The 21,550-nt window shown below is 35.8% G+C and carries 22 protein-coding genes and 3 pseudogenes; 20 read left to right on the forward strand and 5 right to left on the reverse strand.

The window, feature by feature from the left end; genetic code table 11:
* From prfA to JCM6256_RS09350, 17 genes and pseudogenes are all read left to right on the forward strand, one after another.
* A pseudogene (gene prfA / locus JCM6256_RS09340) lies at positions 1–1,088 on the forward strand (peptide chain release factor 1).
* Positions 1,081–1,923 carry a peptide chain release factor N(5)-glutamine methyltransferase gene (gene prmC, locus JCM6256_RS00645; protein ID WP_025079921.1) on the forward strand — a complete coding sequence of 281 codons (843 nt, stop codon included), beginning with the start codon at positions 1,081–1,083 and terminating at the stop codon, positions 1,921–1,923. The pseudogene prfA and the gene prmC overlap by 8 nt, the downstream one beginning before the upstream one ends.
* Positions 1,923–2,924 carry an L-threonylcarbamoyladenylate synthase gene (locus JCM6256_RS00650; RefSeq protein WP_025079922.1) on the forward strand — a complete coding sequence of 334 codons (1,002 nt, stop codon included), beginning with the start codon at positions 1,923–1,925 and terminating at the stop codon, positions 2,922–2,924. The genes prmC and JCM6256_RS00650 overlap by 1 nt, the downstream gene beginning before the upstream one ends.
* Before the next feature lie 87 nt (positions 2,925–3,011).
* Positions 3,012–3,641: a uracil phosphoribosyltransferase gene (upp, locus tag JCM6256_RS00655; RefSeq protein WP_025079923.1), complete on the forward strand. Its 630-nt coding sequence runs from the start codon at positions 3,012–3,014 to the stop codon at positions 3,639–3,641.
* A 134-nt stretch (positions 3,642–3,775) separates the two neighbouring features.
* Positions 3,776–4,489 carry a F0F1 ATP synthase subunit A gene (atpB, locus tag JCM6256_RS00660; RefSeq protein WP_025079924.1) on the forward strand — a complete coding sequence of 238 codons (714 nt, stop codon included), beginning with the start codon at positions 3,776–3,778 and terminating at the stop codon, positions 4,487–4,489.
* An 18-nt stretch (positions 4,490–4,507) separates the two neighbouring features.
* The gene (gene atpE / locus JCM6256_RS00665) at positions 4,508–4,732 is read left to right on the forward strand and encodes a F0F1 ATP synthase subunit C (RefSeq protein WP_025079925.1); all 225 of its coding nucleotides are present in this window, start codon (positions 4,508–4,510) and stop codon (positions 4,730–4,732) included.
* A gap of 52 nt (positions 4,733–4,784) precedes the next feature.
* A complete protein-coding gene (gene atpF, locus JCM6256_RS00670) occupies positions 4,785–5,291 on the forward strand; it encodes a F0F1 ATP synthase subunit B (RefSeq protein ID WP_025079926.1) in 507 nt (168 codons plus the stop codon).
* Positions 5,291–5,839, forward strand: coding sequence for an ATP synthase F1 subunit delta (gene atpH, locus JCM6256_RS00675; RefSeq protein ID WP_025079927.1), 549 nt, complete (start codon positions 5,291–5,293; stop codon positions 5,837–5,839). The genes atpF and atpH overlap by 1 nt, the downstream gene beginning before the upstream one ends.
* A 14-nt stretch (positions 5,840–5,853) precedes the next feature.
* A complete protein-coding gene (atpA, locus tag JCM6256_RS00680) occupies positions 5,854–7,365 on the forward strand; it encodes a F0F1 ATP synthase subunit alpha (RefSeq protein ID WP_025079928.1) in 1,512 nt (503 codons plus the stop codon).
* A gap of 10 nt (positions 7,366–7,375) precedes the next feature.
* Positions 7,376–8,338, forward strand: coding sequence for a F0F1 ATP synthase subunit gamma (locus JCM6256_RS00685; protein ID WP_025079929.1), 963 nt, complete (start codon positions 7,376–7,378; stop codon positions 8,336–8,338).
* Positions 8,339–8,363: 25 nt separating this feature from the next.
* Entirely contained in the window at positions 8,364–9,803 is a 1,440-nt protein-coding gene (gene atpD / locus JCM6256_RS00690) for a F0F1 ATP synthase subunit beta (protein WP_025079930.1), read from the forward strand.
* Positions 9,804–9,814: 11 nt separating this feature from the next.
* Positions 9,815–10,252 carry a F0F1 ATP synthase subunit epsilon gene (locus JCM6256_RS00695; RefSeq protein ID WP_025079931.1) on the forward strand — a complete coding sequence of 146 codons (438 nt, stop codon included), beginning with the start codon at positions 9,815–9,817 and terminating at the stop codon, positions 10,250–10,252.
* 70 nt (positions 10,253–10,322) lie between these two features.
* Positions 10,323–10,554, forward strand: a pseudogene (locus JCM6256_RS09345) (DUF1146 family protein).
* A gap of 82 nt (positions 10,555–10,636) precedes the next feature.
* Complete coding sequence (locus JCM6256_RS00705; protein WP_025079932.1) at positions 10,637–11,626, forward strand: rod shape-determining protein; 990 nt, start codon at positions 10,637–10,639, stop codon at positions 11,624–11,626.
* A 17-nt stretch (positions 11,627–11,643) separates the two neighbouring features.
* Positions 11,644–11,937 carry a membrane protein insertion efficiency factor YidD gene (gene yidD, locus JCM6256_RS00710; protein ID WP_025079933.1) on the forward strand — a complete coding sequence of 98 codons (294 nt, stop codon included), beginning with the start codon at positions 11,644–11,646 and terminating at the stop codon, positions 11,935–11,937.
* 8 nt (positions 11,938–11,945) lie between these two features.
* Positions 11,946–12,173: a DUF2969 domain-containing protein gene (locus JCM6256_RS00715; RefSeq protein ID WP_025079934.1), complete on the forward strand. Its 228-nt coding sequence runs from the start codon at positions 11,946–11,948 to the stop codon at positions 12,171–12,173.
* A gap of 22 nt (positions 12,174–12,195) precedes the next feature.
* Positions 12,196–13,388, forward strand: a pseudogene (locus JCM6256_RS09350) (FtsW/RodA/SpoVE family cell cycle protein).
* Between the two features lie 63 nt (positions 13,389–13,451).
* On the opposite strand, the gene JCM6256_RS00725 reads toward JCM6256_RS09350, so the two are convergent.
* The 5 genes from JCM6256_RS00725 to rpsD all read right to left on the reverse strand — a co-directional run bounded on the left by JCM6256_RS00725 (position 13,452) and on the right by rpsD (position 17,046).
* Positions 13,452–13,919 (reverse strand): universal stress protein, encoded by a 468-nt coding sequence (locus JCM6256_RS00725; protein WP_025079935.1) that lies wholly within the window; start codon positions 13,917–13,919, stop codon positions 13,452–13,454.
* Between the two features lie 57 nt (positions 13,920–13,976).
* Entirely contained in the window at positions 13,977–14,258 is a 282-nt protein-coding gene (locus JCM6256_RS00730; protein ID WP_025079936.1) for a hypothetical protein, read from the reverse strand.
* Between the two features lie 309 nt (positions 14,259–14,567).
* The gene (locus JCM6256_RS00735) at positions 14,568–15,884 is read right to left on the reverse strand and encodes a replication-associated recombination protein A (protein WP_025079937.1); all 1,317 of its coding nucleotides are present in this window, start codon (positions 15,882–15,884) and stop codon (positions 14,568–14,570) included.
* Positions 15,884–16,354 (reverse strand): YueI family protein, encoded by a 471-nt coding sequence (locus JCM6256_RS00740; protein WP_025079938.1) that lies wholly within the window; start codon positions 16,352–16,354, stop codon positions 15,884–15,886. The genes JCM6256_RS00735 and JCM6256_RS00740 overlap by 1 nt, the downstream gene beginning before the upstream one ends.
* A gap of 80 nt (positions 16,355–16,434) precedes the next feature.
* The gene (gene rpsD, locus JCM6256_RS00745; RefSeq protein ID WP_025079939.1) at positions 16,435–17,046 is read right to left on the reverse strand and encodes a 30S ribosomal protein S4; all 612 of its coding nucleotides are present in this window, start codon (positions 17,044–17,046) and stop codon (positions 16,435–16,437) included.
* Between the two features lie 282 nt (positions 17,047–17,328).
* Between rpsD and ezrA the strand changes: the two genes are divergently transcribed.
* From ezrA to thiI, 3 genes are all read left to right on the forward strand, one after another.
* On the forward strand, positions 17,329–19,044 hold the full coding sequence (gene ezrA, locus JCM6256_RS00750; RefSeq protein WP_025079940.1) for a septation ring formation regulator EzrA: 1,716 nt from the start codon (positions 17,329–17,331) through the stop codon (positions 19,042–19,044).
* A gap of 84 nt (positions 19,045–19,128) precedes the next feature.
* Positions 19,129–20,289, forward strand: a complete 1,161-nt coding sequence (locus JCM6256_RS00755; RefSeq protein WP_025079941.1) for a cysteine desulfurase family protein — start codon at positions 19,129–19,131, stop codon at positions 20,287–20,289.
* Entirely contained in the window at positions 20,289–21,509 is a 1,221-nt protein-coding gene (gene thiI / locus JCM6256_RS00760; protein ID WP_025079942.1) for a tRNA uracil 4-sulfurtransferase ThiI, read from the forward strand. The genes JCM6256_RS00755 and thiI overlap by 1 nt, the downstream gene beginning before the upstream one ends.
* Positions 21,510–21,550 lie beyond the last annotated feature (41 nt).

Below are 21,550 nucleotides of genomic sequence, written 5' to 3' on the forward strand. Positions count from 1 at the left end.
ATGGATAAAGTTATGGCGCAATTGGAAGGCCTTGTTGCTCACTACGAAGAACTTCAAGAAATGATGGCTGACCCAGAAGTTATTAATGATACTAAGCGCTACATGGAGATTTCAAAAGAAGAAGCCGATCTTCGTGAAGTGGTTCAAAAGTATAAGAAATATAAAGAAAATCAAAAAGAAATTAACGATAATAAAGAAATTATTTCTAGTGAATCTGATCCTGATATAGTCGAAATGGCTAAGGAAGAAAATAATGAACTTGAAAAAGAACTTCCTGAACTTGAAGATCAAATTAAGATTTTGATGCTTCCAAAAGACCCTAACGATGATAAAGATATTATCATGGAAATTCGTGGTGCTGCCGGTGGTGATGAAGCTTCATTATTTGCTGGTGATTTGCTTAGAATGTATGAAAAGTATGCTGAACGTCAAGGTGGAATGTTTCAATGGTTGATTCAGAACCAACTGAAGTCGGCGGTTACAAGCGTGTGGCTATTATGATTACTGGTGATAAGGTTTACTCAAAACTTAAGTATGAAAATGGTGCCCACCGTGTTCAAAGAATCCCAGTAACTGAATCCCAAGGTCGTGTTCATACTTCAACTGCTACAGTTGCAGTTATGCCTGAATATGAACAAGTTGATATTGATATTGATCCTAAAGATATTCGTGTCGATGTTTATCGTTCAAGTGGTGCCGGTGGTCAGCACATTAACAAGACTTCCAGTGCGGTTCGTATGACTCACCTTCCAACAGGTATTGTAGTTGCAATGCAGGATCAACGTAGTCAACAACAAAACCGTGAAAAGGCTATGCAAATTTTGAAGTCACGTGTTTATGATTACTATGAAAGTCAAAACCGTGATAAATATGATGCTAAGCGTAAAAATGCTGTAGGTACTGGTGACCGTTCTGAAAGAATTAGAACTTACAACTATCCTCAAAACCGTGTTACTGATCACCGTATTGGTTTAACTATTAACAAACTTGATCGTGTAATGAATGGTGAACTTGAAGAAATAATTGATGCACTTATTCTTTACAACCAAACTAAGCAATTAGAGGAGTTAGCTGATCAAAATGCCTAAAACTTTAAAAGAAATCCGAATTAAAGCGGGAGAAACTGCTGAAAATACTTTGCCAGAGGATATTGATTATGTATTGTCAGAGCGTCTTAATCTAACTCCAAGCGAATTTGAATTGAAGCAAGATATGGTTTTGACAGATGATCAAGTTAAGCAAGCAAATAAAGACATTAAAAAGCTTGCTAAGGGTGTTTCTCCGCAATATATTCTTGGTTATGCATGGTTCCTTGGTTATAAAATTCAAGTCCAACGTGGCGTGTTAATTCCGCGTTTTGAAACAGAAGAATTAGTTGAATGGACTTTAAAGCATTTAAATGATGGTGACAGTATTCTTGATTTGGGAACAGGATCGGGATGTATTACTGTTGCTTTGGCTAAAGAAGCTGAAAAAATGGGCTTAAAGGATTTAAAGTTCACGGTTTCTGATATTACGGATACTGCTTTAAGAACGACAGAAGAAAATCTTTTAACATACGATATCGATGCTTTAGTACGTAAAGCTAATTGTTTAATCGGTCTTGCTAAGTTCGATAAAATTATTTCTAATCCACCTTATATTAAAGAAAGCGAAAAAAAGGATATGGATCAAAATGTCCTTGATAATGAGCCTAAGGAAGCTTTATTTGGTGGGAAAGATGGTATTAGTTTTTATGAAAAATTTGCTAAGCAAGTTCGTGAACATTTAAATAGTCACGGAGAATTTTTCATGGAATTTGGATTTAGTGAAGAAGCTCAATTAAAAGAATTATTTGCTAAAGAATTACCTGATTTTGATATAGAATTTAAGAAAGATATGGCTGGTAAGCCACGTATGGTTCATGGAAGGTGGCAAAAATAATGGAAACAAAGATTTTTGCTAAAGATCAATTAGATGATGCAGTTGATTTATTAGCAAAGGGTGAATTAGTTGCTTTTCCTACCGAAACTGTTTATGGATTAGGCGCAATTGCAACTAATGAAAAGTCAGTTAAAGGCGTATATGCAGCTAAAGGTCGTCCAAGTGATAATCCTTTGATTGTAACTGTTTCTGATGAAGAAATGATGCGTCGCTATGCGAAAGAAGTTCCAGAAAGAGCAGAAAAATTAATCAAATATTTTTGGCCAGGTCCATTGACAATTTTATTGTTCGTTAAGCCTGGTTCTCTTCCTGATGCAGTTACTGGTGGTCTTGATACAGTTGCATTTCGTTGCCCAGATGATGAGCTTACTCATAATTTGATTTCAAAATTAGGTTATCCAATTGTTGGTCCATCGGCTAATACTTCAACTAAGCCTAGTCCAACTACTGCCCAACACGTTTACCATGATTTAAAGGGTAAAATTGCTGGAATTATTGATGGTGGTCCTACACGTGTTGGCCTTGAATCAACAATTATTGATCTTTCTGTTAAAACTCCAATTGTTCTTCGTCCAGGTGAAATCACTCCTGAAGAACTTAGTGAAGTTTTAGGTGAAAAGGTATTAATTAATACTGGTAAAGTATCAGATAAAGAAATTCCAAAGGCACCAGGAATGAAATATCGTCATTATGCGCCAAGTGCTCCTGTAGTAGTTGTTGATGACGTTAATGATTTCTCTAAGGTTGATTTTAACGAAAATATTGGTGTAATGGCACTTAAGGATCAATTAGCTAAAATTGATTTGCCTGATGAAAATAAATTTAATTTGGGTAATGATTTGGTTGATGCGGATCATAATTTATTTGGCGGGTTACGCTATTTTGACGATAAAGATAATATTAAACAAATTTATGTTCAAGGCTTTTATGATGGTGAAGAAAGCTTGGCATATATGAATCGTTTGAATAAAGCAGCTGCTGGACATCATTTTAATAAATAAATACAAGCAAAGGGCTTTAAACCCTTTGCTTTTTTGATAAAATAATGATGATGTTACTTTAATTAATATTTAGGAGGCTGTAGCAATATGGGAAAATTTGTAGTTTTAGATCACCCATTGATCCAACACAAGTTGACAATTATTCGTCGCAAAGAAACAGGTTCTAACGAATTTCGTAGAATTGTTGGCGAAATTGGTGGTTTAATGACCTATGAAATCACTAGAGATTTACCACTTAAGGATGTTGAAATTGAAACTCCTGTTGGTAAAACTACCCAAAAGGAAATTGCCGGTAAGAAATTGACTATTGTGCCAATTTTACGTGCTGGTATGGGGATGCTTAATGGTGTTCTTGAAATGGTACCTTCTGCAAAAGTTGGTGTCATTGGTATGTACCGTGATGAAACGACTTTAAAGCCACACGAATACTTCTGCAAGATGCCAAAAGACGTTTCAGAACGTGAATGCTTAATTGTTGACCCAATGCTTGCAACTGGTGGTTCAGCTATTGACGCAATTAGCGCATTGAAGAAGCGTGGCGTTAAGGAAATTAAATTGGCTGTTTTAGTTGCAGCACCAGAAGGTGTCAAGGCAATTCAAGAAGCACATCCAGATGTTGATATCTATGCTGCTTCAGAAGATGAAAAGTTGCTTGATAATGGCTACATTTTCCCAGGATTGGGAGATGCTGGTGACAGATTATTTGGTACAAAATAATTTTCCCTTTTCTGTAAGTTTAAATTAAAAAATAATCTTAAATGCGCTTACAATTTTCACAAAAAGTTTTTTTGGTGTTAAGATGATAAGCGTGTCGAGTTTTATTCAGCACAAAGAAGGGAGGTCACGAAGTAATGGAGAAATCATTTGTTTTTGAGTTCTTGGGCTTAAAATTTGATCTTGTAGGGATCTTAGGCTCAACGCTAATGGCACTAGCAGTACTGTTCGTCTGCATTTGGCTTTCTAAGAAAGTTGAAATGAGACCAAATAAAAAACAAAATGTGATTGAGTATTTGCTTGATTTCACTAACGGAATTGTTAAAGATAACGTTAGTGATCCAGATGCGCAAAAGCACCTTTCACTTTATGCATTTGTTCTATTTCTATTTATTTGGTTTATGAACCAATTAGGTATGTTCTTAGAAGTCAAAGTGGGTGACTGGATGGTTATTAAATCACCAACTGCAGATCCAGTAGCGACAATGTCGTTTGCAATGATGACCTTGCTTCTCTCATTCACGTTTGGAGTGCAAAAATTTGGTGTGGGCGGTTATTTGAAGAATTATACTGCTCCAGTTGGCTTTTTACTTCCAATTAACATAATTGAAGAATTTACCAACTTTTTAACCTTGTCTTTGCGTTTATACGGGAATATTTATGCTGGTGAAGTTTTGCTAACTTTATTGGGTGATCGTTTAGCTATGAGCGGCGGTCCTGTTACATTAGTATTAGCAGCTCCATTAGCCATGATTTGGCAAGGTTTCTCTGTCTTCATTGGCTCTATCCAGGCATATGTATTTGTAACTCTTTCAATGGTTTATATTGGAAAGAAAGTTACAAAAGAATAATTTTTGGAGGTTTATTTTATGTCAGAAGCATTTAAATATCTTGCTGCATCTATTGCAGCTGGTTTAGCAGCCTTAGCTGCTTCCTTCGGTAACGGAAAGGTTATTTCAAAGACCATTGAATGTATGGCTCGTCAACCTGAAAGTGCCGGCAACTTGAGAGCAACAATGTTTATTGGTGTTGGTTTGATCGAAGCCGTTCCTATCTTAGCTATTGTTGTTGCTTTCTTAATCCTCTTCCTTTAATTTTTAGTTTTAATATCGAGAATTAGGATAGAGAAAGAGAGAAGGGCAGTAAATGACTTTAGAAACATTATTTGCAGCCTCACATATATACCTAGGTAATACTATTTGGTATCTTATTGTTTTTGCCATCTTATTGCTTTTAGTTAAGCATTATGCCTGGGGCCCTGTCTCAGAAATGATGGAAAAACGGCGGCAAAAAGTTATTGAAGACTTGGATTCTGCAGCTAGTGATCGTAAAAAGGCTGAAGTTTTAGTCAATGAACGTGAAGCAGCTTTGAAGGATTCAAGAAAAGAAGCAACCAAAATTCTCTCTGACGCAAAAACTAATGCGCAAAAAGCAAGCGACGAAATCGTAGCGAATGCAAATAATGATGCTGTATCCATTCGTAAAAAGGCTGAAGCTGATGCTAAGCAAGCTAAGGCTGATGCTTTGAATGATGCACGTGGACAAGTTGCAGACATTTCTGTAGCCATTGCTGAAAAAGTAATTGCTAAGAATTTATCTGCTGAAGACCAAAAAGATTTAGTCGACCAATTTATTAAGGGGCTGAATGATTAATGGCTTTAAGTAGAGAAGAAATAGCTGCACGTTACGGCGCTGCTATGTTCGGCTATGCGCAAGACATGAAAGTCTTAGATTCTGTTCATGAAGAATTGGCTGAATTGAAAAAAGCTGTAGAAGCTAATCCAGCCATCATTGGAGTCTTAAGTGATCCTATTTTAAATAAAGGTGAAAAGAAAAAGACTTTATCAGTAATTGAAGAAAGTTTTTCTGATGAAGTCCAAGGATTTTTAAATCTTTTGTTGGAATATGATCGATTTGCTTATTTAATTCCGATTATTGATCGTTTCAATGACTTTTATGATCAGGAAAAGTCGATCGCATCCGGAACTGCAACTACAGCAGTGAAATTAGATGATGATCAACTTAAGCGTTTGGGTGATAGTTTTGCAAAGAAATATCATTTAAATGCTGTGCGTCTTGAGAATCAAGTTGATCCAAGTATTTTAGGCGGCGTGATTTTACAAGTAAAAGATCGCGTGATCGATGGTTCAGTTAAAAATAAGCTGAAAAAGATCCGTGCGCAATTAATTGATGAAAACTAAAAGAGGTGAAACCATTGAGCATTAAAGCGGAAGAAATTAGCTCTTTGATCAAGCAACAACTTGAACACTACGATAATAAGCTCGACGTCAATGAAGTTGGTGTTGTAACTTACGTAGGTGATGGTATCGCCCGAGCTCACGGACTTAACAATGTTTTGTCTAATGAGTTATTGGAATTTGAAAATGGCTCTTACGGTATTGCCCAAAACCTTGAATCTAATGATGTTGGTATCATTATTTTAGGTAACTTTGACGATATTCGTGAAGGTGACCGAGTTAAAAGAACCGGTCAAATTATGCGAGTTCCTGTTGGTGACGCACTTATCGGTAGAGTTGTTAACCCTTTGGGCCAACCAGTTGATGGCTTAGGTGAAATTAAGACGGATAAGACTCGTCCTATTGAAGCTAAGGCTCCAGGTGTTATGGACCGTCAATCAGTTGATGAACCACTTCAAACTGGTATTAAGGCTATCGATGCTTTAGTACCAATTGGTCGTGGTCAGCGTGAATTGATTATCGGTGACCGTAAGACAGGTAAAACTAGTTTGGCTATTGATACTATTTTGAACCAAAAGGGTAAAGACGTAATCTGTATTTACGTTTCAGTTGGTCAAAAAGAATCAACCGTTAGAACTCAAGTTGAAACTTTAAAACGCTTCGGTGCGATGGATTATACTATCGTTGTTGAAGCCGGCCCAAGTGAACCAGCACCAATGCTTTATATTGCACCATATGCTGGTACTGCTATGGGTGAAGAATTTATGTACAATGGTAAGGATGTATTAATCGTATTCGATGACTTGTCTAAGCAAGCCGTTGCTTATCGTGAACTTTCCTTACTTCTCCGTCGTCCGCCTGGTCGTGAAGCCTACCCAGGTGACGTCTTCTACTTGCACTCACGTCTTCTTGAACGTAGTGCTAAGTTGAGCGATAAGTTGGGTGGAGGATCAATGACTGCATTGCCATTTATCCAAACCGAAGCGGGAGACATTTCTGCATATATTCCAACTAACGTAATTTCAATTACTGACGGACAGATTTTCTTACAAAGTGATTTGTTCTTTGCAGGTACTCGTCCAGCCATTGATGCTGGTAACTCAGTATCTCGTGTTGGTGGTAATGCACAGATTAAGGCTATGAAGAAGGTTGCAGGTACTTTGCGTACTGACCTTGCTGCATACCGTGAACTTGAAAGCTTTGCCCAATTCGGTAGTGATTTGGATCAAGCTACACAAGCTAAATTGAATCGTGGTCGTAGAACTGTTGAAGTTTTGAAGCAACCACTTCATGATCCAATTCCAGTTGAAAAGCAAGTTTTGATTCTTTATGCATTGACTCATGGCTACTTAGATTCAATTCCAGTTGAAGATATTGCTCGTTATGAAAGTGAAATCTACGACAACTTTGATAGTAGTCACGCTGACTTGCTTAAGCATATTCGTGAAACTGGTGAATTACCAGACGAAAAGAAGTTGCAAGCAGCTATTGAGGAATTTAATGATAGTTTTTCACCAAGTAAGAATTAGGAGGTAGATTATGCCTGCATCTTTACTTGAGTTGAAGAAAAAAATCGCTTCAGTTAAACAAACTGGTAAAATTACTGAAGCTATGAGAATGGTTTCGGCATCAAAATTAAGTCAAACTGAAAAACGTGATAAAGGTTATACAGTATATAACGATCACATTCGAAAAACAGTTTCTCATCTTATGAGTTCTCAAATTGTTGATCACTTAAAGGGTGAAAATGTTTCAGTTGACGAAAAGAATATTGCTAAACTTGATTATGCTGATGTTTTTGGTTTAGGTATTACTTCCGATATGGTTCAAGAACGTAAAGAAATTAAGTCTACTGGTTATTTAGTTATTACTGGTGACCGTGGCTTAGTTGGTTCTTATAATAGCCAAGTTTTGAAGAATATGATGGGTCTTTTTGAAGATTCAAAAGCCGAAAATAAGGATGTTAAGGTTTTAGCGGTTGGTTCAGTAGGTGCACAGTTCTTTAAGAAAAATAACGTTAATGTTATTTACGAAAAAGCTGGCATTTCAGATGTTCCAACCTTTGATGAAGTTTTACCAATCGTTTCAACAGCAATTAAAATGTATTTGAATGGTGTTTATGATGAGTTATATGTTTGTTACACTCACCATGTTAACTCGCTTTCATCTGCATTCCGTGTTGAAAAAATGTTGCCAATTGTTGATCTTGATATTGGTGTTAAAGAAGCTGAAGCACATCAAGAATTAGAATATGATATTAAGCCTGACATTAACACTGTTTTAACAAGTTTGCTTCCACAATATGCTCGTTCAACTATTTACGGAGCTATTTTGGATGCAAAAACAGCTGAGCATGCTAGTTCAATGACAGCTATGCAAAGTGCAACTGACAATGCTAATGATTTGGTTGATAATTTAACTACTAAGTTAAACCGTGCAAGACAGGCACAAATTACTACTGAAATTACTGAAATTATCAGTGGTGCAAATGCCTTAGAGTAAAAGAAGAGAAAAGGAGGTAGATGATTTGAGTGAAGGTGAAATTGTTCAAGTAATCGGCCCAGTTGTCGATGTTAAATTCCCACTTGATAAAGACCTACCTGATATTAATAACGCTCTTCGTGTAATTAAATCAGAAGATGAATCTATCGTCTTGGAAGTTACACTAGAGCTTGGAGATGGTGTTTTAAGAACAATCTCCATGGAATCTACCGATGGTCTTCGACGCGGTATGAAAGTCGAGGATACGGGGGCCCCAATTTCAGTTCCTGTTGGTGAAGACACCTTGGGACGTGTGTTCAACGTTTTGGGTCAACCTATTGATAACGGTCCAGAATTTCCAAAAGATCATCCACGTGAAGGTATTCATAAACCAGCTCCAAAATATGATGAATTGACTACAAGTCGTGAAATTTTGGAAACTGGTATTAAGGTTATCGATTTGCTTGAACCTTATGTTCGTGGTGGTAAGGTTGGTCTGTTTGGTGGTGCAGGTGTTGGTAAAACCACTATCATTCAGGAATTAATTCACAACATCGCTCAAGAACACGGTGGTATTTCCGTATTTACTGGTGTTGGTGAAAGAACTCGTGAAGGTAACGACCTTTACTTCGAAATGAAAGCTTCAGGAGTTTTAAGTAAAACTGCCATGGTATTTGGTCAGATGAACGAGCCGCCTGGTGCCAGAATGCGTGTTGCATTAACTGGTTTGACTATTGCTGAATACTTTAGAGATGTTGAAGGTCAAGACGTATTGCTCTTTATCGATAACATCTTTAGATTTACTCAGGCTGGTTCAGAAGTTTCTGCTTTGCTTGGTCGTATGCCAAGTGCCGTTGGTTACCAACCAACATTGGCAACAGAAATGGGTCAATTACAGGAAAGAATTACTTCTACTAAGAAGGGTTCTATTACGTCTATTCAAGCCGTTTATGTTCCTGCCGACGACTATACCGACCCAGCTCCAGCAACTACTTTTGCACACTTGGATGCTACTACTAACTTGGAACGTAGCCTTGTTGAACAAGGTATTTATCCAGCTGTAGACCCACTTGAATCTTCATCAAGTGCTTTGGATCCAGAAGTTGTTGGTAATGATCACTATGAAACTGCAACGCGTGTACAACACGTTCTTCAACGTTATCACGAATTGCAAGATATTATTTCTGTTTTAGGTATGGATGAATTGTCAGATGAAGAAAAATTGATCGTTGCACGTGCTCGTAAAGTTCAATTCTTCTTATCACAAAACTTCTTTGTTGCTGAACAATTTACTGGTGTACCTGGTTCATATGTTCCAATTAAGGAAACTATCAAGGGCTTTAAGTTGATTTTGGATGGTCACCTTGATGATCTTCCAGAAGATGCTTTCCGTGGTGTTGGACCAATTGAAGATGTCTTGAAGAAGGCACAAGAAATGGGTGTCACACCAAGTGATCCAGAAGCTAAAGCATTGCTAGAAAAGTAGGGTGATGTCAGATGGCAGATCCAGAAAAACTTTTTAGAGTTAATGTTGTAACTCCCGACGGATTGATTTATTCACACCGTAGTAGCATTATTGACATGAGAGCAGTTGATGGTCAACGTGCTATCATGTATAATCACACTCCTATTTTAACGCCACTTTCAATTGGTGATGTTAAAGTAAAACGTAGTCGTGAGATGTCAAATAAAGTAGACCATATTGCTGTTAACGGTGGTTATATCGAATTCTCAAATAATACTGCAACAGTTATTGCGGATAGTGCTGAACGTGCTAGAAACATTGATGTTTCTCGTGCTGAAGCTGCTAAGAAGCGTGCTGAGCAGCATATGAAGGAAGCTCGTGAAAAGCATGATACTCGTTCATTTGAAAGAGCTGAAATTGCTTTGAAGCGTGCTACTAACAGAATCAGTGTTTACAATTCACGTAAGTAATACATTGAATAAGAAAGCGGATGCGGATATTAGCATCCGCTTTTCTTTTGATTTTTAGAAAGAATGTTTAATGGTCCAAATAGGTATACATGCAGTAATTAGTATAATTATTTATTTGATTTGCATAGCATTATCTTTTCAAGTAATGAAGGCTATTCAAGTTGAAAAAATTATTCGTAAAGGAAAAACTTTCGAGGCACAAATTTTTCTTCTTTTTGCAGCAATCGGACTTGGATATTTAGTTGGAAGTTTTTTTTATAAGTTTTATTGATGCTTCTTTGCAACTTAGCAATTTCTTTTAAAGAATGGTTAAAACAGTGATAGAAGAGGAATACTCTATCTTTTTATGGTAAAATGAAGCATGAATAATTATGGAGGGTTATCGTGGCAAGAGATATAGGAATTGATTTAGGGACAGCAAATGTGCTTATCAATGTCTCTGGAAAAGGTATTGTGTTAAATGAGCCTTCTGTTGTTGCTGTAAATACTAATACTAATAAAGTTGTTGCAGTAGGTTCAGAAGCTTATGAAATGGTTGGTAGAACCCCTGGCAATATTCGTGTTATTCGCCCATTAAAGAATGGGGTTATTGCCGATTTTGATGTTACTGAAGAAATGTTGTCATATTTTATTGAAAAATTAAATGTTAAGGGATTTATGTCTAAACCTAACATTTTAATTTGTGCACCTACTGGTGTTACATCAATCGAACAAAAGGCAATAATTCAGGCTGCAGAAAAATCTGGTGGTGGAAATGTATATCTTGATTTTGAACCTAAAGTAGCTGCTGTAGGGGCTGGATTAGATATTTTTAAACCACAAGGTAATATGGTAATCGATATTGGTGGTGGAACTACTGATATTGCGGTTTTATCAATGGGTGAAATTGTTACTTCACGTTCTTTACGTTATGCTGGTGACAAGATGAACCAAGCTGTTATTGCTTATATTAAAAATAAGCATAATTTATTAATTGGCTCTCGTACTGCTGAAGAAATTAAAATTGAAATTGGTAGTGCTTTTGAACCGGATAAGGACGCTTCAATTACAGTTAGAGGACGAGATGTAGTCGATGGATTGCCAAAGCAGACAACTGTTACTGCACCTGAAATTTATGAAGCTTTACAAGATGGATTGATGTCAATTGTAGCAACTACTAAGGAAGTTTTGGAGACTACTCCTCCTGAGCTTTCAGCTGATATTATTGATCGCGGTATCATGCTTACTGGTGGTGGTGCACTTTTAAAGAATTTTGATAAGTTAATTTCATATTACTTACAAGTACCAGTATTAACAGCTGATCATCCATTAGAAGCAGTTGCATTGGGAACAGGTACATTGCTTAAAAATATTGAAAAGCACCAACGTCATTAAAAAGTGAGGGTTTCACTTTGCGTAAAATTATGATTTTCATAGTGCGAATTTATCAAGAATTGATATCGCCACTATTTCCACCAAGTTGTCGATATTATCCAACTTGTTCAAGCTATATGATTGATGCGTTGAAAAAGCATGGCCCAATTTTAGGTTTGATAATGGGAATATTTCGAATATTGAGATGCAATCCCTTTGTTCGAGGGGGAGTTGATCCAGTTCCGGATAAATTTACAATTTTTAGGAATCCACATCCTGAAAAGTATGAAGATCCAATAATAGCAAAAAAGTTTCATCCAGAGAATAAGTAGGAGAAATTATGTCAAAAAAAATGGAAAACATCGATGTTGAAGTAAATGAGCTTAAAGGTAAGAGTATTCCAACTTGGGAAGTAATCATTCCTAATAAAAAATCAATTGGTTTGATTGAAAAGGTGGATGGTCGTTACCGTGCTACTACAACTAAAACAAGTAATGTTTTATTTGCCAAAAGCTTAGAAAGCAGTATCAATGACTTACTTTCATACTTCGCATTACATGAAAAATAGTATTTAATTAAGTAGTGGTTTAATGGCAAAAGTAGAAAATAAAACAAGTTTAATTGATCGAATTGCTTGGAATGTTGTTATTCCAGTAGTTTTGTTGGCCTTGATTGGCTTTATTCAATTTATGTCGCTGCTGTTAATGATCCTAGCCACATGGGTACACCAACTAAAGCTGTTTTAATGCAAGCAATTTGGTATTTGATTTCTATTGGGATAGTTGTATTTGTAATGCAATTTGATGCCGATCAGTTATTCAAGTTGGCCCCATATGTATATGCATTAGGTATCATTTTATTGATAGCCGTATTGTTTTTGTATAACAGAAGTGTTTATGTAGATACAGGGGCAAAAAGTTGGTTTAAATTAGGTCCATTAACATTTCAGCCATCTGAAATTATGAAGCCAGCGTTTATTTTAATGTTGGCAAGGGTTGTTCACGATCATAATCAGGTTTATGAGCATACGCTCCATAATGATTGGTTGTTGATTGGAAAAATAATTGGATGGTTATTACCCGTTGCTGTTCTTTTAAAATTACAGAATGACTTTGGTACTATGTTAGTTTTCTTCGCTATTGTTGGAGGCGTAATTTTAGTATCAGGAATAAGTTGGAAAATTATTATACCCGCGTTTATAGTGGTAGCAATTATAGCAACAAGTGTAATTTTAATGGTTGTTACTACACAGGGACGACAATTTTTAAGTCATTTCTTCAAGGCATATCAATTTGCTCGTATTGACTCATGGTTAAGTCCATCAACAAGTACGGATAGTAGTGCATACCAGTTATGGCAAAGTATGCAGGCGATTGGTTCAGGACAGATATTTGGAAATGGTTTTGGAAAAATCAGTGTTTATGTACCTGTTCGTGGTTCCGATATGGTATATTCTGTTATTGGTGAAACCTTTGGATTTGTTGGTAGTGTTGGAGTAATTTTAATTTACTTATATTTGATTATTCAAATGGTGAAAATTACTTTTGATACTAGAAATGCATTTTACTCATATATTTCTACAGGTGTAATTATGATGATTTTATTCCACGTGTTTGAAAATATTGGTATGAGTATTGATTTGTTGCCATTAACAGGTATCCCGTTACCTTTTATTTCTCAAGGTGGTTCAGCTTTGATTGGAAATATGATTGGTATAGGTATGGTCTTGTCAATGAAGTTTCATAATCGAGATTATATGTTCAGTACAGCTGGCGATTTCTAAATAAAATAAAAAGGATTCAAGTTGATAAAAAACTTGAATCCTTTTTATTTTATTATATGAAGTTTATTCAGCGGATAAAGCATCCTCTACTTCTTTAGTACGACATACAATTACGTCACAATTTGCAGTTCTAGTAACGTATTCAGTTACACTACCAATAAGTAGACGTTCAACGGCATTTAAGCCCGTAGCACCAACGACAATTAAATCAATGTTATGCTTAGATGGAAAATCATGAGCAATAATTGTCTTAGGTGAACCAAATTCAATAGAGTAGTGAACTTCAGAAATACCTGCTTTTTTAGCTCTGTCAGAGTATTCTTCCATTCGTTTTTTAGCATCGCTAGAAACTTGTTCAACCATAGCAGAATCAAAACTTGAAACATTTTGGAATGAACGAGTATCAATAACGTGCAAAATATCTAAACTTGCATGATTACGTTTTGCAATTGCGGCTGCCTTACTGAAAGCTAAATCAGCTTCTTTTGAACCATCAACTGAAACTTGAATATGTTGGTATTGTGAAAGCATAATATAAGCACCTCTTCCTACTTTCTAAGATTATTTTACCAAAAAACTGTCTCTACGTTATTCATTCTTTTGATTAATTAATAAGCTAAAAATTAGAATGGTTAAAGACCCTAAAATCAAAGTGATTAGATTTAAGTATTTATTAGTAAAGAATAAAATTATAATTCCAATTACACTTTCAATGATGAGGGCAATTGATGTCCATTTTAAAATAGTAGCTAGACGTGGGTCTCCACCAACGTCGTAGATTAAAAATGTTCCACCACGTCGATGCCATAAATACCATGCTGTTAAAATCATTACAATAATGAAAATTGACATTACTATTTTAATAACCATTCAATAATCTCCCTATAAAAAAAGAGCGGTCAACACGACCGTTCCTTTAAATTCAAAATAAAAATCTGAGTTGACTGAACATAGCATAATGACGCTTGTTGAACCCGCAATGTTCAATATTTGAGTTAGTATCGCAGCGAATATGGATCCTGAGCATGTCAGTATTCCGATTCGGTAGTTATTTACTAACTCCCACGTCTTATAGTTTGATCGGTCAACTTTATACATTTAAGCTTGTCGATCAACTCAGATCACATATTATATTACGTGATCTATAGAAAAATGTCAAGCATATTGAAAGAGGTTACATCATTTGTTTATAGGCTTTTTCATAAGTCTTTCTGCTTGCATTTTTCGCAAAATTTGATATTGATTTTTTAGCCCTTTTTCAATTTTAGAATTGCCTTTTGGATTAAAATATTGAGCACCGATTAAATTATCGGGCAAATATTGTTGAGCGACCCAATCTCCAGAAAAATCATGTGGATATACATAATTAGTGCCATGGCCTAGTTTTTTAGCGCCTTTGTAATGTGCATCTTTGAGATTATCTGGAATTGAATCAATATTTTTATTTTCAACGTCTGAAATAGCAGCATCAATAGCTGACATTGCGCTGTTGCTTTTGGGCGATAAGCATAGTTCAATCACGGCGTTAGCTAAAGGAATTCTGGCTTCTGGAAATCCTAAAGTCTGTGCTGCTTGAATAGCAATGAAAGCATGTTGTGCAGCAGCAGGATTGGCTAAGCCGATATCTTCATAGGCAATTACAGTTAATCTTCGACAAATCGAAATAAGATCGCCTGATTCTACCAAACGAGCTAAATAATGTAATGCAGCATCCGTGTCTGAACCACGAATTGATTTTTGAAAAGCTGAGATTAGATCATAGTGTCCATCACCATTAGCATCGAAATTTTGGCTTTTTATCTGAATAGAATCCGCCATTTCTTTTTGAGTAATAGTAAATGAACCATCATCTTTACCGGCTTCTTTTAATTCTTGTTTTGTCGAACGAACGGCAAGCTCTAGACCGTTAAGCGTTGCTCGTAAATCTCCATTGCCTTTTTCAAGTAATAAACTTTTTGCGGCAGGAGATAAAGATGCATTGTATTTGCCTAGGCCATTATTTTTATCACTTAGAGCACGATCAATTGCTTTACCTGCATCATCAATTGATAAAGGTTTTAATTCAAAGATTTGACATCTTGATCGAATAGCAGGGGAGATAGAAATATAAGGATTTTCAGTAGTAGCGCCTATTAAAATGATTTGTCCAGATTCAAGCAGAGGTAAAAGGAAGTCCTGCTTAGTTTTATCTAAACGATGAATTTCATCTAAAAGCAAAATAACAGTACCACTCATTTTGCCTTCTTCGGCTACTTGTTGTAATTGTTTCTTACTATCTGTAGCAGCGTTTAATTTTCGAAAAGCGTATTTTGTAGAACCGGCAATGGCACTTGCAATACTTGTTTTCCCAATTCCGGGAGGACCATATAGAATCATGGATGAAAGAAGTTTGGCTTCAACCATTCTGCGAATGATTTTACCAGGTCCAATAAGATGTTGTTGGCCTACAACTTCATCAAGATTTTTAGGTCGCATGCGGTAAGCTAAGGGTTTCATTAATGATCTCCATGGAAAAGTCTATGCCAAAAACTGCCTTTCTTTTCTTTAGATATATTCAATTCTTCTTTAGGCATTTCTGGCGCATATACTTGGCCAATCTCAATACGCATTTTATTAATAGCATCTTTCGCTACAACAAGAACAGCAGTATCCTCGGGACCAGTTTTAGCAGTTTCGTTGTTTACTAAAGTAAAATTAATTTGTTTTTGACTGCACAAACTTTCCACTTTGCCTAAGAAACTGTTGTCTTCAATGTTGCCATTAATTAAAACAGTGTAACCTTTGTAATCATCAATATGTTGTAAAAACAATGAGGTCAATTGTGGATCTTTAACCTCATTGTTGTTCATTCTAACTAGAACTCGTTCACGTAAAGAACCTAAAAATTTTCTTCGTTCATCTGGTTTAGTTTGGGGAGTAATTCCCTGAGCTGCTTGTTCAACTCTTTTACTTAAGTCTTCTGTCATTTTTTCACCTCTGCATAAATTATAGCAAGAAAAAAACCTTTCCCATAGGGGAAAGGTTTTTGAGGAATGTAATCCAAGTATTAAAGTAACTTGTTGTACCATTCAACAACAAGAGCTTCGTTAACGTTAGGATCCATTTCGTCACGTTCTGGTAAACGAACAAGGCTACCTTCCATCTTGTTATCATCGAAAGTAACGTATGATGGACGAGCAGTAACTGCTTCAAGAGCATCCTTAACTTGTTGCAAGTTCTTTGACTTTTCCTTCAAGCCAATAGTTTGACCAACTTTAACTTCGTATGAAGGAATATCAACACGCTTGCCATCAACAGTGATGTGACCGTGGTTTACCAATTGTCTTGCTTGTTCTCTAGTAGTAGCTAAACCAAGACGGTAAACGATGTTGTCCAAACGACGTTCAAGTAAAATCATGAAGTTAGTACCGTGTTCGCCTTCACGAATCTTACCGGCACGAGTAAACATGGTTCTAAATTGACGTTCGTTCAAACCGTACATCCAACGTAACTTTTGCTTTTCGTGCAATTGTTCACCGTATTCTGACAAACGGCCACGGTTGTTAGGACCGTGTTGACCTGGAGCGTAGTTACGACGTGCGATTTCCTTACCAGTACCTGAAAGCGAGATACCTAATCTTCTAGAACGTTTCCAACTTGGACCTGTATATCTTGACATAAAAATCCTCCAATAAAATCTTATAATAATTTTTGGAGTAAAATATTACAAATAAGTTCAACATTCGTGCATCTTAATTTTCATTTTCACCCGTTGCAGCGTGGGCTACTCGTTCACTCAAAAGCGTATTAAGATGTTGACGTTCTTGTCACTTATAGCTGCAAATATTTTACACGAACACTATTATATAAAGTGGTTAAGAATAAATCAAGAAAAAGGAAGCTTTTATCCCGCTTTTTTCAATCGTTTGGTATAATTATGTTAGTTTTGGAGGATTAAATAATGTCATCAGTTCAAACTATAATTGTTATCGCAATCATTATTTTAATTATCCTTATCATCGCATTTATGTTGATTTCGAATCGACGACAACTTCGTGAGATTGAAGCGATTGATGATACAATGGATAAGATTGAAAAAATGCATCTTGAGCAAGATATTGCGCGACTAGATAAAATGGATTTAGCAGGCGAAAGCTTAACAACTTTAAATACGTGGCGCAAATCATATCAAGAAGCAATGACCCAAAAAATTCCAGAAGTTCAGCATTTAATTGATGAAGCTGCAGAAAAGAATACGTCCTATCATATTTTTAAGGCTAGAAAAAATATCAAGAAGGCGCAAGAAATAATTAAGCCAACTTTAGAAGATGCTAAAAATACTAAGGATGTGTTTACTGATCTTCTTGAGTCAAATCGTGAGAATCAAATTCAGTATGATGCTTTAATTAAGTCTTATCGTGCTACAAGAAAAATGATCTTAGCGGATTCTTTTGATTATGGCTCAGCACTTGATCAAATTGAAAATGAACTGACGGCAATGGAAAGTGATTTTGATGAAGCTAAAAACTTGTCTTCACAAGGTGATCATGTTGAGGCTAAGCGTGTTCTTACAAAGATAAAAATGGACTTAACGTCTTTAAAGGAACAATTACCTAAGATAAAAGAAGCACAGCATCAACTAGATACGGTATTTCAAGATCAACTTCGTGAATTATCGGCTGCATATAAAGAAATGATTTCAAAGAAATTTTATTTTGCAGATGCTGATATTTTAGGACAAATCAAAAAGATTCACGATAAAATTGAAAAAGCTCGAGGTTTATTAGCAGATTTAAAAGTTGATAAATTAGGCGAAAGCAATAAAGAAATTGCTAAGGATATTGATGATTTATACAATGTTTTAGCTAAGGAATATAAAGCACGTCCATTTGTCGAAAAAAACCAAAGTAAGATGTTGGCTTTGATTTCGCATCAGCAAATTGCTTCAAAAAAATTAGTTGAAAAATTACGTCATATTGATGAAAGCTATGAATTGACACACGGTGAATTGGCAGAAAGCCGTAAGCTTGAACAAGAAGTTAATGACATGAATCGTCAATATACAGTTGACACCCAAAACATTGCAGACGGCAAGGGTGTTTATTCAGAAATTCAAGATTCATGGCTAGCTATGCTTGATCGAATTCGTCAAATTGATGATGAGCAAAAAACAATGGCTGAAGATGTGGATGGATTGTATGATTCTGAAAATGTTGCCAATGATTCAATTAAGCAATTTAAGCAGGAAGTATCACTGGTTTACCGTCGCTTGCAACGTCGCAAATTGCCGGGTGACCCTGAAAGCTTTGTTCAAATGTATACTTTAGTTGTTAATGAAATTGGTCATGTTAGTGAGGAATTGAGTAGAGTTCGCATTAATATGGAAAAAATTTCCGATGAACTAATTCAAATTTCTGATGATGTAGAACGGCTTAAACGTGAGGCAGATGATATTATAAATTCTGCTAATTTAGTTGAATTAACAGTTCAATATTCAAATAGATATGCAGAAAAAGAAGCAATTAAAAAAGCCCAAGAAAAGGCAACAAGGCTATATCAGTATGATTATAATTACAAAGAAGCTTTGGATGTGATTGCAACTGCTATTGAAAAAGTTGAACCTGGTTCATATCAAAGAATTGAAAATTCATATTACTCTGAGAAGAATAACAAATAATTGAAGCTTGGTAATAATTAGGTTACAATTTATAAGTATTTAACGGTCAATTTAATTGACCGTTTTTTTAGAGGAGTAGTTATTGTGATTTATTTTGATAATAGTGCAACAACCAAGATTGATCCAGGCGTTTTGGCTACATATGATAAAGTGGCAACAAACATTTGGGGCAATCCATCTAGTTTACACAAGATGGGGGATCGCTCTCATCAATTGCTTGAAGCTTCTCGTAAGCAGATTGCAGATTTGTTAGGAACAAAGCCACATGAAATTTTCTTTACTTCAGGTGGTACTGAGTCGAATAACACGGCAATTAAAGGAACAGCAATTCAAAAGCGCGAATTTGGCAAGCATATTATTACGTCAAGTGTTGAACATGCATCTGTTGCTAATGCTTTTAATAGTTTGGAAAATTTAGGTTATCGCGTAACGCGTCTTCCTGTTGATAAGGAAGGTCGCGTAAGCGTTAATGACTTAAGAAACGCAATTGATTCAGATACGACTCTTGTTTCAATTATGGGTGTTAACAACGAGATCGGAACAATTCAGCCAATTGAAGAAATTAGTGATTTGCTTGAAAATTACCCAACGATTCAATTTCATGTTGATGATGTTCAAGCATTGGGTAAAAATATTTGGGATAAGGTATTTACACCAAGAGTGGATTTAATGAGCTTATCTGCGCATAAATTCCATGCTCCACGTGGCATTGGTGTTTTATATAAAAAAGAAGGCAAGATGTTAAGTCCACTTCATGATGGTGGTGGACAAGAAAAAGGCTTGCGTTCAGGAACTGAAAATTTACCTGCTATTGCTGGTATGGCTAAGGCTATTCGTTTATTATTAGATGATGAAGCTGAAAAAGCTAATCGTGAAGAAGCAATTAAAGCCAAGATTGTTAATCATATTAAAGATAAACCTGGCATTGATATTTTTTCACCACTTAGTGAAGGCTTTGCACCACATATTCTTTGTTTTGCATTAGAGGGTATTCGTGGTGAAACTTTAGTTCATACTTTAGAAGATCAAGATATTTATGTTTCAACTACTTCTGCGTGTGCTTCTAAGACTGCTGATGAAGCAAGTACGTTAGTATCAATGCGTGTTGAAGATAAGATAGCAACAAGTGCTATTCGTTTAAGCTTCGATGAAAGCAATACTATGGAAGAAGCTGATCAATTTATCAAGGTCTTTGACAAGATTTATGATCACTTTGCTAAAATTAATCACTTAGGAGAAAATTAATGGTTAAATATACTGAAGTTATGATTCGCTATGGTGAATTATCAACTAAGGGAAAAAACCGTAAAGATTTTATTGGCCGTTTGGCTGGTAATGTTACGCGTGTTTTAAATGACTTCCCTGAAATTGAAATTCATCCGCGACATGATAGAATGCACATTGTTTTAAATGATGCACCTTTTGAAGAAATTGATAAGCGCTTGAAAAAAGTTTTTGGTATTCAAACTTATTCACCTGCTATTAAAGTTCCAAAAACTTTAGAAGATATTGAAAAAACTTCTTTAGAACTTATGCAAGCTACCTTTAAGGATGGCATGACTTTTAAAGTTAATACTAAGCGTAGTGACCACCAATTCGAATATGATACTAATCAGATTAATAATATGGTTGGTGACTACTTATTCGACCGTATGGACAACTTAAAGGCGGAAATGAAGCATCCAGATTTGGTACTTAGAATTGAAGTTCGTCAAGATGCTGTTTACATTTCTAACCAATTGCTCCATGGTATTGGCGGCATGCCCGTAGGTACTGCTGGTAAGGCTGTAATGATGCTTTCAGGTGGAATTGATTCACCTGTAGCTTCATACCTTGCAATGAAGCGTGGGGTAGAAATTGAAATGGTTCACTTCTTTAGTCCTCCTTATACTACTGAAAAAGCTTTAGCTAAGGCTAAGGAATTAACAGGAATTTTAGCTAATTTCTGTGGCAAAATTAATTTCATTGCTGTTCCATTTGCGGAAATTCAAGAAACTATCAAAGAAAAGATTCCTGAAGGATATTTGATGACTGTTCAACGTCGTTTTATGCTTCAATTAGCTGATCGTATTCGTGAGCAACGTGGCGGTTTGGCAATTTTCAATGGTGAATCTGTTGGTCAGGTAGCTTCTCAAACTTTGGAATCTATGGTTGCAATTAATGATGTAACTACAACTCCAGTTATTCGTCCTGTTGCTACAATGGATAAGACAGAAATTATTGAACGTGCAGAAGAAATTGGTACTTTTGATCTTTCAATTCAACCATTTGAAGATTGTTGTACTATTTTTGCTCCACCACGTCCTAAGACTAAGCCAAAGTTAGATAAAGCTCGTGAATACGAAGATCGTCTTGATGCAGAAGGCTTAATTGAAAGAGCTATGGCAGGAATTAATATTACGCCAATTTATCCAAACCAAACTTTCTTGGATGATAAGGCTCAAGAAGATGCTGATTTATTATAAAAAATCAAAAAACGCTAGAAGAGAAATCTTCTGGCGCTTTT

It is taken from the genome of Lactobacillus hamsteri DSM 5661 = JCM 6256 (assembly GCF_000615445.1).
GTDB classification, from domain to species: Bacteria; Bacillota; Bacilli; order Lactobacillales; family Lactobacillaceae; genus Lactobacillus; species Lactobacillus hamsteri.

What these genes read in the sequence shown, in the direction of transcription:
- prmC (WP_025079921.1), top strand. Translation starts at nt 1,081, where the DNA reads ATGCCTAAAACTTTAAAAGAAATCCGAATTAAAGCGGGAGAAACTGCT.
- JCM6256_RS00650 (WP_025079922.1), top strand. Translation starts at nt 1,923, where the DNA reads ATGGAAACAAAGATTTTTGCTAAAGATCAATTAGATGATGCAGTTGAT.
- upp (WP_025079923.1), top strand. Translation starts at nt 3,012, where the DNA reads ATGGGAAAATTTGTAGTTTTAGATCACCCATTGATCCAACACAAGTTG.
- atpB (WP_025079924.1), top strand. Translation starts at nt 3,776, where the DNA reads ATGGAGAAATCATTTGTTTTTGAGTTCTTGGGCTTAAAATTTGATCTT.
- atpE (WP_025079925.1), top strand. Translation starts at nt 4,508, where the DNA reads ATGTCAGAAGCATTTAAATATCTTGCTGCATCTATTGCAGCTGGTTTA.
- atpF (WP_025079926.1), top strand. Translation starts at nt 4,785, where the DNA reads ATGACTTTAGAAACATTATTTGCAGCCTCACATATATACCTAGGTAAT.
- atpH (WP_025079927.1), top strand. Translation starts at nt 5,291, where the DNA reads ATGGCTTTAAGTAGAGAAGAAATAGCTGCACGTTACGGCGCTGCTATG.
- JCM6256_RS00685 (WP_025079929.1), top strand. Translation starts at nt 7,376, where the DNA reads ATGCCTGCATCTTTACTTGAGTTGAAGAAAAAAATCGCTTCAGTTAAA.
- JCM6256_RS00695 (WP_025079931.1), top strand. Translation starts at nt 9,815, where the DNA reads ATGGCAGATCCAGAAAAACTTTTTAGAGTTAATGTTGTAACTCCCGAC.
- JCM6256_RS00715 (WP_025079934.1), top strand. Translation starts at nt 11,946, where the DNA reads ATGTCAAAAAAAATGGAAAACATCGATGTTGAAGTAAATGAGCTTAAA.
- JCM6256_RS00725 (WP_025079935.1), bottom strand. Translation starts at nt 13,919, where the DNA reads ATGCTTTCACAATACCAACATATTCAAGTTTCAGTTGATGGTTCAAAA.
- JCM6256_RS00730 (WP_025079936.1), bottom strand. Translation starts at nt 14,258, where the DNA reads ATGGTTATTAAAATAGTAATGTCAATTTTCATTATTGTAATGATTTTA.
- JCM6256_RS00735 (WP_025079937.1), bottom strand. Translation starts at nt 15,884, where the DNA reads ATGAAACCCTTAGCTTACCGCATGCGACCTAAAAATCTTGATGAAGTT.
- JCM6256_RS00740 (WP_025079938.1), bottom strand. Translation starts at nt 16,354, where the DNA reads ATGACAGAAGACTTAAGTAAAAGAGTTGAACAAGCAGCTCAGGGAATT.
- rpsD (WP_025079939.1), bottom strand. Translation starts at nt 17,046, where the DNA reads ATGTCAAGATATACAGGTCCAAGTTGGAAACGTTCTAGAAGATTAGGT.
- ezrA (WP_025079940.1), top strand. Translation starts at nt 17,329, where the DNA reads ATGTCATCAGTTCAAACTATAATTGTTATCGCAATCATTATTTTAATT.
- thiI (WP_025079942.1), top strand. Translation starts at nt 20,289, where the DNA reads ATGGTTAAATATACTGAAGTTATGATTCGCTATGGTGAATTATCAACT.